Genomic DNA, 14,995 nt, shown 5'->3' with positions numbered 1-14,995 from the left:
GGCGCGCACAGCCAGACTTGCCCTACCGCAGGGTAAATATTCCAGGCTAGACGGGGGTGCCTGCCTATACCCGCGTCGGTGTAGGCACCCTGCACTCAATCTGGAAATGATCTTGAACATCTTAAGTGCCATCAGTTTCGATCCGGAAGGTGAGTCCACTCTGCTCTGTCAGAGCGGCGGGGCAGCGCATCTCTGTCGCGTTGCTGTTGGTCGTGCCGCCGTGAATGATGCTTACGGATGAGCTATTCACATGGGTATGCAAATTGATGGGCCGCTTGCGGTTGATGCTTCTGGGGACCGATTTATAGCACCTAGAGATGGGTCGCTGTGCGTGTGCGAGTGGACCGGAACTGAAGTCTTCACATTGCGTGTGGGCGCAGAGGTAAGGCCCTTGGCGGTAGTGGGTGATGAGAGGATTCTGACTGTTCATCGCGCTGAAACGGGATTCCACTTGGTATCGAGAAGCCCCGTTGGGGCCCGTACACTGCTCACCTCCCCCTTTCCGCCTGAGCGGGCAATTGCGTCCCCGGCTGGTAGATTAATTGCTCTGTCTATCCGGTGTAGTGCGCCACCTTTCGCTAACGAGTGTGTCGTTATTAGTGAGATGGGTGAGATTTTGTGGCGTGTCGCCGCCATCCCGTCGTCATGGATAGGTGAACGGTTCCTGTTGGCTGCGGCGCAGGCGGCGCCGAATTAAGTGCAGCTTATCGACTTTCAGGAACAGCGTTTGCTAAGGCGATTAACGGCTCCAGCTGAAGTCTCTCGAACGTCCATCTATGCCGGAAACAACGGTCAAATCACACTTCAAAATAGATGCACAGTCTATTTGGGGGAAACTGGCTATATGTCTGGCTATCTGCATTTTCCGTCAGCTCAGAACCAGTTGCGGTTGTGGTCATGCTTTGCCTCCGTTCCGCGCTTGCAATACACAGAAATACGCGGGAATGAAACGCTCGAATCGAGTAGTGATTACACCTTTTGGCATACCTCAGCCGGGACGGTGCGCGGCCTTTTGATAGGACGAGGTGATATGCTTGTCATATTTCTCCCGGGAGGTCCGGACCAACCTGTTCTCGATAGATACACAGCTGCATTTAGTTGGCTGGGCCAGCCGACGGCAACGATGTGGATGCCGGGACCAAGCGGAGCCGACGGTCTGGGGACCGTACACAGAAGGCGGATTGTCGGCGCGTGGGGTGTTCAGGACCTTCGCGAGTTGCGTGCTCTTATTGGCCTGTCTCACGAGCGAGAGTTTTCCTCAGTTCTCTTGGTCAGACATAGCTACGGTGCATACTTAGCGTTGCTTAGTGCTGATGCGCCTCTGGAAGGGATTATCGCCGTTGCCCCATTTGTAAATGTCGAGGATCTGTGGAAAAGCATCGCATCTTCGCGGGTACCTCCGACTGAATGGGGACTCGATTCCCCCAAGAAGCGCTCTATGTGTGGGAAAATCGTGTCGCCCAGTGAACGAAAGACTCGCCATATGTGCGTGATGTGGAGTCCACAAGACACGGTAACCCCGCCAACTAAGGAGCTCCGAACCTATTTGTCTGAGCTGTGTATTATGCCTGGTGATATTTTAGAAGAGCTGTCGTTTGATCATTCTTTGGTCAAGCACAACGATGCTTTATCGGTGCAGCAAGCTATGCAGGAGTTCTTCGATAAAAATTTCGGAATCCGAAGCAGTAGAGATCCAGCATCGAGTCGACGGCACTTTTTGGTGGCTATTTGAGGAATTCGTGCTCGAATGTAATTCAAACGAGTTCATGAGCGCACGAGCATGGCATTTGCTCTATCGGATGATCATTCGTGGATTTAAGTGCCCAAAAGGCGAGAGATTCCGGACCTCGGAATTCGCTCTACTGGCTTCATATTATGGCGTCCCTAGGCTCGGTGATCTAGTAGTTTCTTACAGTCATTGTGTGCTCTGTATTGCCGTGAACGCCGGAAGAGAAGTCTTTGGCAGTGGTCTTACGGTGTGAGTGCAGAGTTATGAATTATGATGAGGCATGTGCGGAAGTAATTAGCTTAGAGAAGGGCTGTCAATCACTCTCGCATACTGGGGTTTGGACGCAAATCGGTGATACTGACGATTTGCCGAGCTTTGGTTTCAAAATACACGTTTCAGCAGGCTTGGACAGCGCTGGGCATGTGTTACTTCTTGTGGCAAAAGCACTTGACGGTGGAGTGACGTTCAAATTTGCACGAGACATGAAAACACTAGCATCCCTAAACATGGGGTTACTTGGTGTCACACAGGCGAGGAAAGTGATAACTATTTACCCTCAGAGTCGCGATCACTTCTTGCGTCTTGTGGAAGTCTTGAAGAAGGCGCTCCGAGGGGAATCTGGGCCGCGCCCACTGAGCGATTCGTCCGTCCCTGAATCGGATTGCTTGTATTTCCGGTACGGGTCATTGCTTGGGCGATCTCACAGGGGCCGCGCTGGTTCCAATGAATTGGATGAGCGTTCCCCCGGGCGGACACTACCCGAAGGAGTTGAGGATCCCTGGGGTAGAAGGGGAAGCGGTGAGCCCGAGGGAGCGGTCGCCCAGACACGACTGTTCGCCGGACGATACTTGGTGCTCCGGGCGCTTTCGATGTGAGCTAAGGGCGGCGTTTTTGAGGCACTTGACTTCTCTGAAGTCCCTGGTTCATGTCTTCCTCGACGGGTCGTACTTAAGGAAGCGAGGGACTTCGCTGAGCGGGATGCCCACGGGGTTGATGCCGTGTCGCGACTGATGCGGCAAAGACGGTTCTTGGGGCTACTTGGTGACCTACCGGGGATGCCTACGGTAACCCATGGGTTCACTGTGGATTCCTCTCATTTTCTTGTGATGGACTTCTTGTATAAGACAGGCAGTCTCCTCAAGGCGGTTTCTGAGCCACCCTATGAGGTTCTCTTTGTTGAGATTGAAGGATTAGTGACGAGAATTCTGAGAGACCTTGTGAATCCTTCTCATGATCGAGGAATAGTCATAAATGACATTTCTTGCGGTAATATCCTCATAGGCGCGGGTACGAGAGATGTAAGTTTCTGTGATTTAGAAGTGGCTAGCTTGCGTACAGGTGCTGACGTCGCCTTTACACCTCCTGGCACCCCTGGGTATGTTAGCCCAGCTTGGTCTGGTCCTTCTCGAGAGCGGGATTTATTTGCTTTAATCAGGACCGGTTTGCTGGCGACGCACCCTCGCTGGCATGCTAGTATCTTGCGGGACGGAACCGGAGGCTGGTGGAAGCCGAAATACTCTTCGAGCGATGCGATTCACAGAATGTGTCGGAGGATTTGTCGAGAAGGAGGATTGGAAATGCGAGAGGTTTTCTGTCTATGATCCCGGCTATCCGCATCGAGCGGTTGCAAAAGCGTTATGGTGAAAAGCTGGTTTTAGATATTCCCCATCTCGAAATCTGCAGTGGCCGGGTTGTCGGCTTATTGGGAGAAAATGGGGCAGGAAAGTCTACGCTGATTGATTTGCTTGGTGGTGTGTCTGAGCCTTCACAGGGGTGCGTTGATACTGCAGATGCACGCGTTGGATGGTGTTCGCAGCGGTTGGTGATTGACTGGTTTGTCAGTGGTTGGATGAACGTCTGGCTTGGCGCCTGTCTTGCTGGGTTGAAGGGAGACCGGGCCAATCTTATAACAGATCAAGCCATAGCCCAGGTCGGCTTAGGTGATGCCAATCTCAAGGCCACTCCTGAAGTTCTGTCAGGAGGGCAGCAGCAGAGATTGATGATCGCGCGGACTTTCGCCATGCAGCCAGATATCTATTTGCTCGATGAGCCCACGGTGGGATTAGATGTACAGAATCTCGAACGTTTTGCGGATCATGTGCGAGACGTCAGGCAGAGTGGTGCGACAGTTGTGATTTCCTCACATGAATTCGAGGCTGTAGAAGATCTTATTGATGATGTCATTTTCCTTGCGGATGGTGTCGTCAAATTTTTTGGCAGTAAGCCGGATTTTGTGGAGCGATTCGTTACCAAAGAGACTATTCGAGTTGTCTTGGATCGGGCTGTCTCGCCAGATGATTTGGGGAAGGTCGAGGGGTTCTCTGTGGAGGTGCAAGGATGCAGCATTATTCTGGATGTGCCACGTGGTACCGACTTCAAGACAGTGTTGGGAGTCTTGCCATCGGGTGTGGATGTCGTAGAATATTCCCGTCAGGCGGTGGGACTTCGCCAAGCAGTAAAGTGGGCTGCTCAACATTAACTTGTACGGTAGCGGGGAAGCGATTTTGAGGAGTCCTGAGGGTGTCTCTGAACTGGGGTACTTCGTTTAATTCATTGCTTCGACTTGAAATTTCCAGCGCTGGTTTAAATAGTTGGCGGCACTGTCTTTCGTTGTGTGTCTCACCGCTTGCTTATTTTTGTTTGCTCGGGTTGGGACTGTCTGGTGTCCTCGGAGGCGGGGACTATTTGCGGTTCGTGGGTCCTGGAATCATCGTAATGCAGGCCTTGTCTGCCTTGTCACAGATGATCTACCGGGTGGTAATCGAGCGGCGCTGGGGCCTTGCTGCGATGAAGCTACAAGCAGGTGTTCCTATGTCCGCGTATGGTGCGAGTCTTTTGGCTCCGCGCTTAATCGTGTTTGCCATACAAGCGTGCGTTGTAGTCATTTGCATGCTTATTGTTGGTTCTGGATTCTCTGTGGTTCCGCTCTTTCTCGGGGTTCTTGCAGGTGCTGTTTGTGCGATTTTTTGGAGTTTGATTGGCATCACGATCACGGGTTTGGTGTCGAACTACCAAACAAGAGACTTTATCGTCAATATTATGATGCTTCCGTTGAGCTTTTCAGCTCCAGTGTTTTACCGTCTTGATGGAGCCCCCGTGTTTGTGCGCATTCTGGCTAGAATTAACCCATTGAGTTATCAAGTGCAGTGGGTACGTGGGATTTTTAACGGAGAACTGCGTCTGTGGGACTTCCTGGTGGTTCTAGCCCTGCTCGTCGTCGCGGGTATCTTTTCTCTTGCGGCCGTCAGGGGTCTTCGTATCGCCAGCTTTGAGGGATAAGAGACGCGGTGGTTCTACTTGTTGCCCTCTCACTCCGACGGTTTAGGTGGGGATCAGAGTTCCGAGATCTGTGCAGCGATTGAGCTCGTCGAATCAGGCTGCCATTTACCTGCGGTATCGCTGTAATCGAGAGTGTTGTGCACACTAGGGTCTCTTCACACTCCAGCGTGTAGGCCGCGTCTGAATCCGCAGGCCTCGAGTAGGGGTCTGGTGAGGCTGCGTAGCCCGAGGGTGGTGGCGCTCAGGTGTTCGAGCTGGCCATTGATAACCTCGGTCGGGCCGTTGCTGGAGCTGTGATGATTTGACGAATGTCAGGATGTCGCCCCGCCCCTTCTCTAGAGTTCGGCCAAGCTTGGCGATCTTCACCGAGACTGCTGGGATGGACTTGATGAGCGCGTCTATCAGGCGTGCCATCACCTGTCGGCCCTCGACCATGCCATCGGAGGTGGTAGCGCGGATACGGGGGCTTCGGTGAATGACGAGCACGGGCTGCTGGTGCTGTGACCTAAGTTTGCTGCGGAAAATTCGTAAAGTATAGCCGGGCTTTTATGCTGCGACTCGCTCCAAGAAATTCATGCTCATAAAACCACTCCGCTGATATCTGATTTCTCAGTCCAACAAACGGGGAGCAGCTCACCCTAGGAGGCGATGTCGGGGCCAATTTTCGCGCTTATAGGTTGGTGGTAGTGGCTTTGAGTTCTGCTTGTTCGAGGTCGCGCAGTGTGATGCCGTCACTGGTTTTCCACAAGACCTTGCCTGAGGTGGATGAACCGGTGAGGAAGTCTGAGGCAGCAGACGGTGAGGTGAAGAGGGTGTCGCGGATCAGCTCACCGCTGTCGCTGATGCGGTCAGCGAATTTTTCTCGGTTCTTGCGTGCTGATTCTGGTGCTGAGTGGGTCATGTCTGCGCGCAGCTGTGCACCCTTCAGGATGACGAATCCGTCGGTGGTTTGCCGTCCGCTACCAGTTGCGCCAGCCGAGTTCAGGAACAGCAACGGTTCCGCACCCGGTGAAGCTGAACGGGACGAAGCCTGTGTGACGGATTTTGCGTCATCGACGGCATCGAAAACCCGGTGCCCCAGTGAACCGATGAGGATTTTTGCCGTCGAGATGAATTCATCGAGGGCGGCTTTCTTTTCCTCAGTTACGTTGCCCGGGGACGGGTCGTTGCTGTTGACGGCCTTGACTCGGTCAGCTGCCAGTGCTTGCTGGTAGAAGGCGTTTTCCAGATAGGAGATTTCGGTGGGGCCGAAGGAGTTATCTGAATCGATGATCAAAATCGCGTGGGTGAAATAGTTCAGTTTCTCTTCACTCAGATGTTCAGCTACCCGGGCCAGCACGCCGTTACCGTTCTTCCGTTCGCGGGCCTGCCCGGCGTAGAGAAACGCGTCGCCGGTTTCGGTGTCGGTGCCGAACAACAGGTAGATGCCCGTCTGCGCCAGTTCAGGGCGGTCTTTGGAGCGTGTGATCTCCGTGCGGGGGATCAGGTAGACCTTGCCCACCCAGTTATCTAACGAGCATTTGATTCGCCCGTTAGGTGAGCCGTCCATCAAGAACAACTGCACAGTCCTTGGTGCCGCCACGAGCCACCTCCTTGTCGCCAACGCACACGGATACACCTCAAGAGTATCTGTCGCCGCGTCGTGGGCGCATGTCGCCGCATTTCTTGGGGCTAAACAAAACGGAGCTCGTCGGCAGTGGAGTGAAGGGACTGTGCTATTAGATGACTCCACTGGCAATCCGACGAATCACTAACCTGCGAAACGCGGGCTGGGGATATAAGTCCATCTCCGAGTTTTGCGGGCTGACCCGAGACCAGGTGCGCTCCTATTGCCAACGACACAACATCACAGCCAGCCCCGACGCCAGCGAATCCGTGTGCGCCTGGTGCGGCTAAGCGCTCGAAGGACGCACATCTCGGGCGAAGTATTGCGCCCCGCATGCCGCTGGGAAGCCTGGTGCCAATCCGTGAAAGCAGGCGGCTCTCGAACAACAATGTGTGCGGGCTGCGGGGACGAATTCACGGTAGTCAAGACGAGCCAAAAGTATTGCTGTCACGCCTGCTATGTGCTTGCTCGTTTCGGTACTCGTGGGGGCCGTAAATAATCGCCCACCAACAGCCTGCGGTTCGTGACGCGATGGCTAGCCCGGATCGTTTCATCAGCGAGCTGCACGCCATCAAGGTCGGCGACATTCTTACCTGCCTGGTGGCTGCGGACCTGCTTCCCGCCAAGGCAGCGTTCGAGATCTACACCCGGCACATGCTCGCTGCGCCGCCGGTGTATCAGTCGCGCCAGTTCTTGGCCACAGCGACTGGATATACACCCGCTTTAGAGCGTGTATAGAACCATGACAATCAATCAAATCCCATTACAAAAAGCCCCACCAGGGCTACGGGTTATCCCTGCGCGACCGGCCCACCTACGGTGGTGCGGGTGGCGGCCTATGCCCGGGTCAGTGATGATTCGGGACGCCTACCGGCATCCTTGGCTGCGCAGGTCTCCCATTATTCGCGGCTCATCCAAGCCACACCCGGTTGGGAATACGCCGGAGTGTTCTCCGATCTGGGCATCACTGGCACGTCGACCAATCGCCCCGGTTTCCAAGACCTCATAACCACAGCACGCGCAGGCCTGATCGGTAGCGTGCTGTGCAAGTCAATCTCGCGGCTTGCCCGAAACACCGTCGACTTACTAGAAACCATCTGCGAACTAAAAGCCCTGGGTGTGGCGGTACGGTTCGAACGAGAAAGCACTGACACCAATACCGCCGATGGTGAACTGTTGCTCACGCTGCTGGCGTCGTTTGCCCAAGAAGAATCCCGCCCCCTGCAACGCAACGTGAAATGGGCGATCCGAAAGCGCTACACGCAAGGCGGCACGAACTCGTTTTGGATCTATGGCTACGACTGGGCCGGGAACGGCTTCGTTATTAACGACGACGAAGCCAAGATCGTGCGCCTGCTGTTCGCCGACTACCTAGCCGGTATTTCGCCGGAGAAGACCGCAACCTGGCTCAATGCGGGCACCGGTCGCGTGGCGGAGGCAGATTCTACGGGTCGGTGATGCGGCGCATGCTGGAAAACGAACGCTACAAAGGCTGCCAGATGCTGCAAAAGACGTTTGCGCCCCGCATCCGCCATTGGCAACGAGTACCGGCGAACTACCTAAATACTGGGTCGAAGGAGCCCTGCCCGCGATCATCGACCCTGAGCTGTTTGACCAGGCGCAAGCCGAGATCGCCCGCCGTCGAGAAATCGGCCCGGCAGCGACCCCGTCGAAAACACCGGGTGCTTCACTGGCAAGATCACCTGCCCAGCCTGCGGGTGTAACTATCAACGCAAAACCCGCACACGCGCCACCGTGCCTGACTACAAATTCTGGCGCTGCTGGAACGCCTGCAAAGGACACGGCAACCCGTGCGGGAGCCACAATCTACGCGAAACCGTGCTCGAAAACCTCATGGCCGACATCCTCGGCCTCGAGCGTTTCGATGAGGATGCCGTCGCAGAGCACCTCGACGTGATCCACGCGTATCCCGATCGGCTCGACATCACGCTGAAGGATGGCACCACCGTCACAGCCATCCCGGCCACCAGACCCCTTGGAGGTGGCGCATCCGAGGGTGAGGCGCTTCAGGCAGTCCTATCTAACGAGAAATACAAAGGCGACGCCCTCTTACAGAAGACGTACACTGCTGATTTCTTGACCAAGACCATCAAGCGTAACGATGGTGAGGTTGCCCAGTACTACGTCACCGGAAACCACGAGCCGATCATCGACCCTGGCGTGTGGGATCAAGTCCAATACGAAATAGCCACCCGTCACGGGGAAGGAAGCGGCTCGAAACTCCACCTGTTTTCTTCCCGCCTGAAATGCGCCGACTGTGGCGGCTGGTACGGATGGAAAACCTGGTCATCGACCACGAACAAACACACCGCGTGGCACTTCAACAACAAACACGCAGGCGACCACGTCTGCCCTACGCCAACGCTTCGTGACCACCAAATCAAGACCGCCTTCCTGGCCGCGCTGTCACAACTCAGCTACCCTCGAGGATCCGGGCCTTCGTGAAGACCTCGCAACCGTTTTTGACACAAACGAGCCTTGAAGCTGAGCGGGAGCACGTGGCCGAGCGGCAGGCTGAACTAGAGGCCGCGTTCACAGCGATGGTGGCACACAACCAGCATGTTGCTACCGACCAGGACAAGTACGCCAAGCAGATCAAACGCATCGAGACCGACTACAACCACGTCACCGACCGATTGAAGAACCTGGAGGGGCAGATCAACGAGCGCCAAGTCAAACACAACGCGCTGCTTGCCGCATACGACCAACTCTCAGCCGCGCCGGTCAGCACGTTCCAGCCAACCCAGTGGACTGCCCTCATCGACCACGCCATCGTCAGGGAAGAAGCCATTGAGTTCTTCTTCCGCGACGGACGTGCACTCACCATCGACCTGTAGAACTGTTCCGCGTAGCCGAGCCCGGCTCATATGAGGGCGGGCATTTTCATGCCCGTAACTAGCTGATGCTCAACTCGCCAACGCGCTGACCAGGGTAAACGTGAACTCGCCAACGCTCGCCGGAATTTAGACCCCCAAGGGCATACTCGCCAAACGCAACCCGGGCCTTATCAAATGCGAGGTCATAGTGGAGCGGGCGACGGGAATCGAACCCGCGTGTCCAGCTTGGGAAGCTGGCGCTCTACCATTGAGCTACGCCCGCAACGTCAAAAGACTTGAGACAGTTTAGCGCACAACGCCAGAGCTGTGCGACCCGGGATAGCTCAATAGTGTTGCGGAACCCTACCGTAACTCACTGCGGCAGTCGGATGCTCGGTTTTGTGGCTAGCCGGGTGCAATGAATCCATCCAACGGCGTACTGACGGCAACCAGACCATGACGCCGGCGGCTATAAGGAATGGCATCCCGATCCACGACACCCAGTTGAGGGTGACAGCTGCGCAGCCGACCGCGATTCCGCCGATGGCGCCCCAACGTACCCACCGGCGTCCAAGCCAGGTACTGACAGCCAGGATTCCAGGCATAGCCACCATCGCGGCGGCGATGGACATCATGGCGGTAGCCAGGAGCACTGATGCCAGGGATCCGGGGCGAGGGTGGGTCCACGTCATGAGGTTCGTCGCTTGGGTAAAAGTCTGCATGTGGATGGACTGCCACCATGCGGTTAGGAGTGCAGCGGTGGCAGTCACTGCTGCAGCGAAATAGAGCCCAGCGGCGGTCTGCCCTGCTCGTGCCGACGATGCGACTTCTTTGGGGTCTTCAGGTGGAGGAAGAGTGGCAATTGTCTCAGCGCTTGCATGCGGTTCTACGCTCGGGGAGACGTCCCCTGGCTCTGCATGGCGGGGCTTTGGGTGCATGGGCTGCTCGGTCACGATCCTCCTACGGGTTGTTCCAGCCTAGACGTAGCGGCCAATCTCGTGAATATGAGTAGTCGGCATGGCTCGCAGGATAGCTTGCCGCGTCACGCCCCATTCTTATGCATGAGTACGAGGTTGCAACGGCTGGGCCCCGGGGGACACGCCCTCAAATACTGGAACCGCTGCGTGCGGACGAACGGGTTGCGCTTCGGTGACTTTTCAGGTTTGGCTTCACCAGGGTCGAACTTGCCGGTTCCATTGCCCTCATCACTAGGAGGTTCCCTCGGGGTCAGTATTGACCACATGATTGGGATCCATCCTCACTCGGTGAGCCTCGCGACCTTGACTGGCTGGTTAACGATCTCACACGGCACAGAGGTCTGCCTGCTCTGGCTGCCGATCCAGCTGACGTCGAAGCCCCTGAGTTCGTCAGGAAGGTGCAGTGCGTCCCCGTCGAGCAGATGGACATAGACAGTTTTTCCACGCTTGACGATGCGCTGGTTACCGTAGATCCCGTTTCCCCAAGGCCGGGTACCCCGAATGGCTTCACCATGGACCCTCATCCACTGCCCAAGTTCCGCCATTGCGGCGGCCTGAACGTCAGGAATTGACCCGTCGGCGCGTGGCCCGACGTTAATGAGCAAATTCCCATTTTTCGCGACGACGTCCACGAGATACCTAACTAACTCAGTGCCACTAAGACTCTCGTCTGCTGATTCTTCCTGGTTATATCCGAAGGAACGTCCTAGTCCGCGTGTTGACTCCCACGGCTCGTTAATCTTGGCGTCAACGTCACGATATTCCCGAGTAAGGAATCCGTGGTGGGGTACTCCCCAACGGTCGTTGAGGACCCCACCAGGTACCTGCTTCAGATAGTGGCTGAATAGGCTGGCGAGTCCGTAGGACTGGCGCCCTTTGCCCGCATCGGGCCACTCGATGTCATTCCAGAGTATGTCCGGTCGGAACCGTGCGATAAGTTCAGTAAGCTGAGCCGCGCAGTATTTGGCGAAGTCAGGGTCATTGCGACGGAAGGTGAATAGCTCGGTATCGGAGGTAATCGCCCCGAAGTCTCCAACATGCCAGTCGAGCGCTCCCGAATAGTAGATGCCGAATCTAAGTCCTGCTGCTCGTGCTTCGTCATGCAAAGCCTTGATGAGATCTTGGTGCGGTCCTCGCTTGGCGGCATTGAAGTTGGTCGTGTCGGTATCCCACAGACAGAATCCGTCATGGTGTTTCGTCGTCGGGATGACATACCCTGCTCCGGCGTCAGCAATTCGACGGATCAGCGCGGCAGGTGCATCTAGGGCGGGGTTCCACCGGTCGGCGAGGTCCTCATAGCTCGTTCCGAGTCCGTATACCTTGTCGTGGTGTAAGCGGGTGGGGGAATTGGGGATGCGCATCGTGTTCGCGTACCACTCGGCGTAGCGGTGATGGGCGTACTCTTGCTCAAGGGGCACCGAGTCGGGACCGGTGGTCGCCCAGGCGGGAATCGAATACAAGCCCCAGTGGATGAAGAATCCGAGTTTGGCATCTCTCCACCATTGAGGCACGTGGGCCTGCGGCCAGTGCGGGGCGTTCACTCCCTGATCCGGGCCGGTGCGTTCGTCGAAGTTTAGCATGGCTTCTTCCATTGGTCGCCGCAGGCTCCAAGACTTGCTGCGCCCATGAGGACCGCGCGCTCACTTAGTGAGGCAAGACGCACCCGCAATTCAGTTCCGGAGATCAACGGGTAGGCCGCCAATACGTCGTGTAGGCCGGGTGAAAGCCACTGCCACGCTCTTGAAACGCCTCCCCCAACGATAACCGTACTCAGATCGAAGAGGGTTGCGGCTTGGACAAGTGCGATTCCTAGGGCTTTTCCAGCTTCGGCGAATATGCGCGGAGCCGCAGCATCACCGTTCGCCGCCCGGCGGGCAACCTCGCGGGCGCCATCGACGGTTTTGGGATCCCGTCCAGTGGCCGCGGCCCAGCGTCGGGCTATGGCTCGTCCTCCAGTGAGCGACTCGAGGTGCCCGGGAACGCCACAACTGCATCGATCGTTTCCTAGCACGGGCATATGTCCGATTTCGGCCGCGGCCCCGCGCCGACCGCGGATCACCTGTCCGTCGAGGATGACGGCTCCGCCGACACCGGTACCAAGCATGACCCCAAGGCAGTCTCGCTCCCCGGTCGCTGCGCCGAACCGTCGCTCACCAATGAGAAAGGCGTTGACGTCGTTTTCTACTTGGACCTTTACCCCTATGGCCTGCTCCAGGCGTTCGCGCAGTGGGTATCCGGTCCACCCCTGGAAAGAGTCGGATGCTCTGCCGATGGAGCCACTGACAGGGTCGACGACTCCTGCAGCCCCTACGCCGATTCGGCACGGATGAGGCCAGCGGGTCTCGACAAGCTCACGTATTCGGGTCACCACTTCGTCGCCATGGATTCGCGCGGGGCTGTCTATTGTCACTGGGTCTCGTACGCTTCCGTCGGAACGAACTTCGGCGATAGTCAGCGTTGTGCCGCCAATGTCGATGGCGATGACCGGTCGATGATAGGCGCCGGGGCCGCTCATGATGCTTCCAAGGCGTCGTGTGGGAGCGGAAAGTGGCAGGCCACTTGGTGTGTGTCGCCGATTAAAGTGGGTTCCTCGGCGCACTTGTCGGTGGCAAATGGGCATCGATTCTTGAATCGGCATCCGGGAGGTGGGTCGATGGCACTGGCTGGCTCACCCTGCAGACGGACGATCTCTTCCACGCGATGAGCTGGGTCGGCAACGGGGATCGCCTCGATCAGTGCCCGAGTATATGGATGACGTGGGTGGTTGACGACCTTGTTAGCTTCACCTATTTCCACGATTTTGCCTAAGTACATCACGGCAATTCGATCCGACATGTATCTGACGACAGACAAGTCGTGGGAGATGAAGATGTAGGTGAGATTCTGCTCCTGCTGCAGCCTGCGCATGAGGTTGAGTACTTGGGCCTGGATTGATACGTCCAAGGCACTGACTGGCTCATCGCAGACAATGAGATGGGGTTCCAACATCAGCGACCGTGCTAGGCCGATCCGCTGTAATTGACCGCCGGAGAACTGGTGCGGGTACTTCGACAAGGCGTTGTCGGACAACCCGATCTTGTCTACGAGATTGTCTGCGGCATCGGCACGCGAGCGCCGGTCTCCGATTTTTTGGATGCTCAGAGGCTCGGAGAGGATCTCGTCTATTCGCATGCGCGGGTCCATAGCGGCGTAGGAATCCTGAAACATCATCTGTACGTTGCGGTGCAAGAGGGTGCGTTCCTTGCGTGACGCCTGGGAAATGTCCTTGCCATTAATGCACACGGAGCCTGACGTCGCCGGTTCCAATGCAGTGATGACGCGGCCTAGGGTCGACTTACCACAACCGGATTCACCGACGATTCCCAGTGTCTCACCCTCATAGACATCAAAGCTGACACCGCTGACGGCCTGTACCCACCCGATTTGACGCCGGATGGCGCCGCTGCTCATGGCGGGGTAGCTCTTGTGGAGATCTTGCACTGAGCACACAACGGGGTGGCTGGACAGGGCTCTCTCCGGCCGTAGGTCGTGTCGGTGCTTCAGCGGTGGCCCTGCCGGATGGAAGCAAGTGTGTAAGTGGTTGGCGGGTTCGTTGCCGCTATTCGGCCCATCAGCTTTACTCAAGGTGACTATGCGTGGACTGGACTGAGTGCAGATCTCAGTGGCCAGCGGGCAGCGGCTAGCAAAGGCGCAGCCCACGATTTTTTCGCGCAGATCCGGCGGCATCCCCGGGATGGTGTAGAGCTCCTCACGGGTATTGGTGGCCTGCTCAGGCAGTGCGGCAATGAGCGAGCGCGTGTACTGGTGCTGGGGATTGATGAAAATGTCTGTGGACGATGCCACCTCGACAATCTGACCCGCATACATGACGGCTACGCGGTCGGCCCGTCCCGCGACCACTCCCAGATCGTGTGTCACCAAGATGATGGCGGTGTTGGACTCCTTCTTGAGGCCGTCAATAAGGTCGAGGATCTGCCTCTGGGTTGTCACGTCCAGGGCTGTTGTCGGCTCGTCCGCGATCAGAAGGCTGGGTGAGCAAGCAAGTGCCATGGCGATCATAACTCGCTGACGCATGCCACCGGACAGCTGATGTGGATAGTCATTGACGATCTTTTCAGGACGTGGCATTCCCACCTTGCGTAGGAGGTCGATAGAGCGTTCCCAAGCCTTCTTCTTCGAAGTCACCTTGTGGATTCTCAGCGCTTCGCCCACTTGGTTACCGATTTTCATCGTCGGGTTGAGTGAAGTGAGTGGGTCTTGGAAGATCATCCCGATGTCCATGCCACGAATACGGCGGGTCTCGTCAGGCGGCAAGCTAGTGAGATCTCTGCCGTTGAAAACGATGGATCCTCCGGTAACCCGTCCACCGTGGGGGAGTAGGCCCATGATGGATAGCGCGGTCATCGTCTTGCCGGATCCAGACTCGCCGACCAGGCCGATCGTCTCACCGCGTCGTACCTCCATGGAACAGCCCCGCAACGGAGTGACTCTGCCACCGCGCACGTCAATAGTGACTTCTAGATCCTGCAAACGCAGCAAGATGTCTTCGGGCTGTGACACATTCATG

Annotated in this window: 14 protein-coding genes, 1 tRNA gene and 1 pseudogene; 10 read left to right on the top strand and 6 right to left on the bottom strand. The window is 56.7% G+C overall.

Annotated elements, in window-relative coordinates; all coding sequences use genetic code 11:
• The first annotated feature begins 844 nt into the window (after window positions 1-844).
• The 4 genes from FYJ43_RS09575 to FYJ43_RS09565 all read left to right on the top strand — a co-directional run bounded on the left by FYJ43_RS09575 (window position 845) and on the right by FYJ43_RS09565 (window position 5,008).
• Window positions 845-1,732 (top strand): alpha/beta hydrolase family protein, encoded by an 888-nt coding sequence (locus FYJ43_RS09575; RefSeq protein WP_154564193.1) that lies wholly within the window; start codon window positions 845-847, stop codon window positions 1,730-1,732.
• A gap of 260 nt (window positions 1,733-1,992) precedes the next feature.
• Window positions 1,993-2,604 carry a class III lanthionine synthetase LanKC N-terminal domain-containing protein gene (locus tag FYJ43_RS12635; protein ID WP_456064355.1) on the top strand — a complete coding sequence of 204 codons (612 nt, stop codon included), beginning with the start codon at window positions 1,993-1,995 and terminating at the stop codon, window positions 2,602-2,604.
• A gap of 722 nt (window positions 2,605-3,326) precedes the next feature.
• Entirely contained in the window at window positions 3,327-4,208 is an 882-nt protein-coding gene (locus tag FYJ43_RS09570) for an ABC transporter ATP-binding protein (RefSeq protein ID WP_154564191.1), read from the top strand.
• A 41-nt stretch (window positions 4,209-4,249) separates the two neighbouring features.
• Window positions 4,250-5,008, top strand: coding sequence for an ABC transporter permease (locus FYJ43_RS09565; protein WP_195839950.1), 759 nt, complete (start codon window positions 4,250-4,252; stop codon window positions 5,006-5,008).
• Between the two features lie 670 nt (window positions 5,009-5,678).
• Here the strand turns inward: FYJ43_RS09565 and FYJ43_RS12490 are convergent.
• Complete coding sequence (locus FYJ43_RS12490) at window positions 5,679-6,590, bottom strand: GIY-YIG nuclease family protein (protein ID WP_326833531.1); 912 nt, start codon at window positions 6,588-6,590, stop codon at window positions 5,679-5,681.
• 555 nt (window positions 6,591-7,145) lie between these two features.
• Here FYJ43_RS12490 and FYJ43_RS09555 point away from each other — a divergent pair.
• The 6 genes and pseudogenes from FYJ43_RS09555 (at window position 7,146) to FYJ43_RS09545 (ending at window position 9,472) form a co-directional block, all read left to right on the top strand.
• Complete coding sequence (locus FYJ43_RS09555) at window positions 7,146-7,352, top strand: hypothetical protein (RefSeq protein WP_154564187.1); 207 nt, start codon at window positions 7,146-7,148, stop codon at window positions 7,350-7,352.
• Window positions 7,353-7,442: 90 nt separating this feature from the next.
• The gene (locus FYJ43_RS12315; RefSeq protein ID WP_326833530.1) at window positions 7,443-8,072 is read left to right on the top strand and encodes a recombinase family protein; all 630 of its coding nucleotides are present in this window, start codon (window positions 7,443-7,445) and stop codon (window positions 8,070-8,072) included.
• On the top strand, window positions 8,072-8,338 hold the full coding sequence (locus FYJ43_RS12310) for a hypothetical protein (RefSeq protein WP_229771728.1): 267 nt from the start codon (window positions 8,072-8,074) through the stop codon (window positions 8,336-8,338). The genes FYJ43_RS12315 and FYJ43_RS12310 overlap by 1 nt, the downstream gene beginning before the upstream one ends.
• Window positions 8,313-8,408: pseudogene (locus tag FYJ43_RS12485) on the top strand (hypothetical protein); the annotation flags it as partial. The gene FYJ43_RS12310 and the pseudogene FYJ43_RS12485, both read left to right, overlap by 26 nt.
• 45 nt (window positions 8,409-8,453) lie before the next feature.
• On the top strand, window positions 8,454-9,080 hold the full coding sequence (locus FYJ43_RS12085) for a recombinase zinc beta ribbon domain-containing protein (protein WP_326833529.1): 627 nt from the start codon (window positions 8,454-8,456) through the stop codon (window positions 9,078-9,080).
• A complete protein-coding gene (locus tag FYJ43_RS09545; protein WP_154564185.1) occupies window positions 9,077-9,472 on the top strand; it encodes a hypothetical protein in 396 nt (131 codons plus the stop codon). The genes FYJ43_RS12085 and FYJ43_RS09545 overlap by 4 nt, the downstream gene beginning before the upstream one ends.
• Before the next feature lie 188 nt (window positions 9,473-9,660).
• On the opposite strand, the gene FYJ43_RS09540 is transcribed toward FYJ43_RS09545, so the two are convergent.
• The 5 genes from FYJ43_RS09540 to FYJ43_RS09520 all read right to left on the bottom strand — a co-directional run bounded on the left by FYJ43_RS09540 (window position 9,661) and on the right by FYJ43_RS09520 (window position 14,994).
• Window positions 9,661-9,734 (bottom strand) — tRNA-Gly (locus tag FYJ43_RS09540).
• Window positions 9,735-9,795: 61 nt separating this feature from the next.
• Window positions 9,796-10,404 (bottom strand): hypothetical protein, encoded by a 609-nt coding sequence (locus tag FYJ43_RS09535; RefSeq protein WP_326833528.1) that lies wholly within the window; start codon window positions 10,402-10,404, stop codon window positions 9,796-9,798.
• Window positions 10,405-10,709: 305 nt separating this feature from the next.
• On the bottom strand, window positions 10,710-12,008 hold the full coding sequence (locus FYJ43_RS09530) for an alpha-L-fucosidase (protein WP_229771693.1): 1,299 nt from the start codon (window positions 12,006-12,008) through the stop codon (window positions 10,710-10,712).
• Window positions 12,002-12,943: an ROK family protein gene (locus FYJ43_RS09525; protein WP_154564181.1), complete on the bottom strand. Its 942-nt coding sequence runs from the start codon at window positions 12,941-12,943 to the stop codon at window positions 12,002-12,004. The genes FYJ43_RS09530 and FYJ43_RS09525 overlap by 7 nt, the downstream gene beginning before the upstream one ends.
• Complete coding sequence (locus FYJ43_RS09520) at window positions 12,940-14,994, bottom strand: ABC transporter ATP-binding protein (protein WP_154564179.1); 2,055 nt, start codon at window positions 14,992-14,994, stop codon at window positions 12,940-12,942. Before FYJ43_RS09520 ends, FYJ43_RS09525 begins: the two co-directional genes overlap by 4 nt.
• Between the last annotated feature and the right edge of the window lies 1 nt (window position 14,995).

Origin of the sequence: Cutibacterium porci, from assembly GCF_009696315.1 — a bacterium.
In the GTDB taxonomy this organism is placed as follows: Bacteria; Actinomycetota; Actinomycetes; order Propionibacteriales; family Propionibacteriaceae; genus Cutibacterium; species Cutibacterium porci.
Note: the sequence above shows the minus strand (reverse complement) of the source record. Positions and strands in the feature narration are given on the sequence as shown.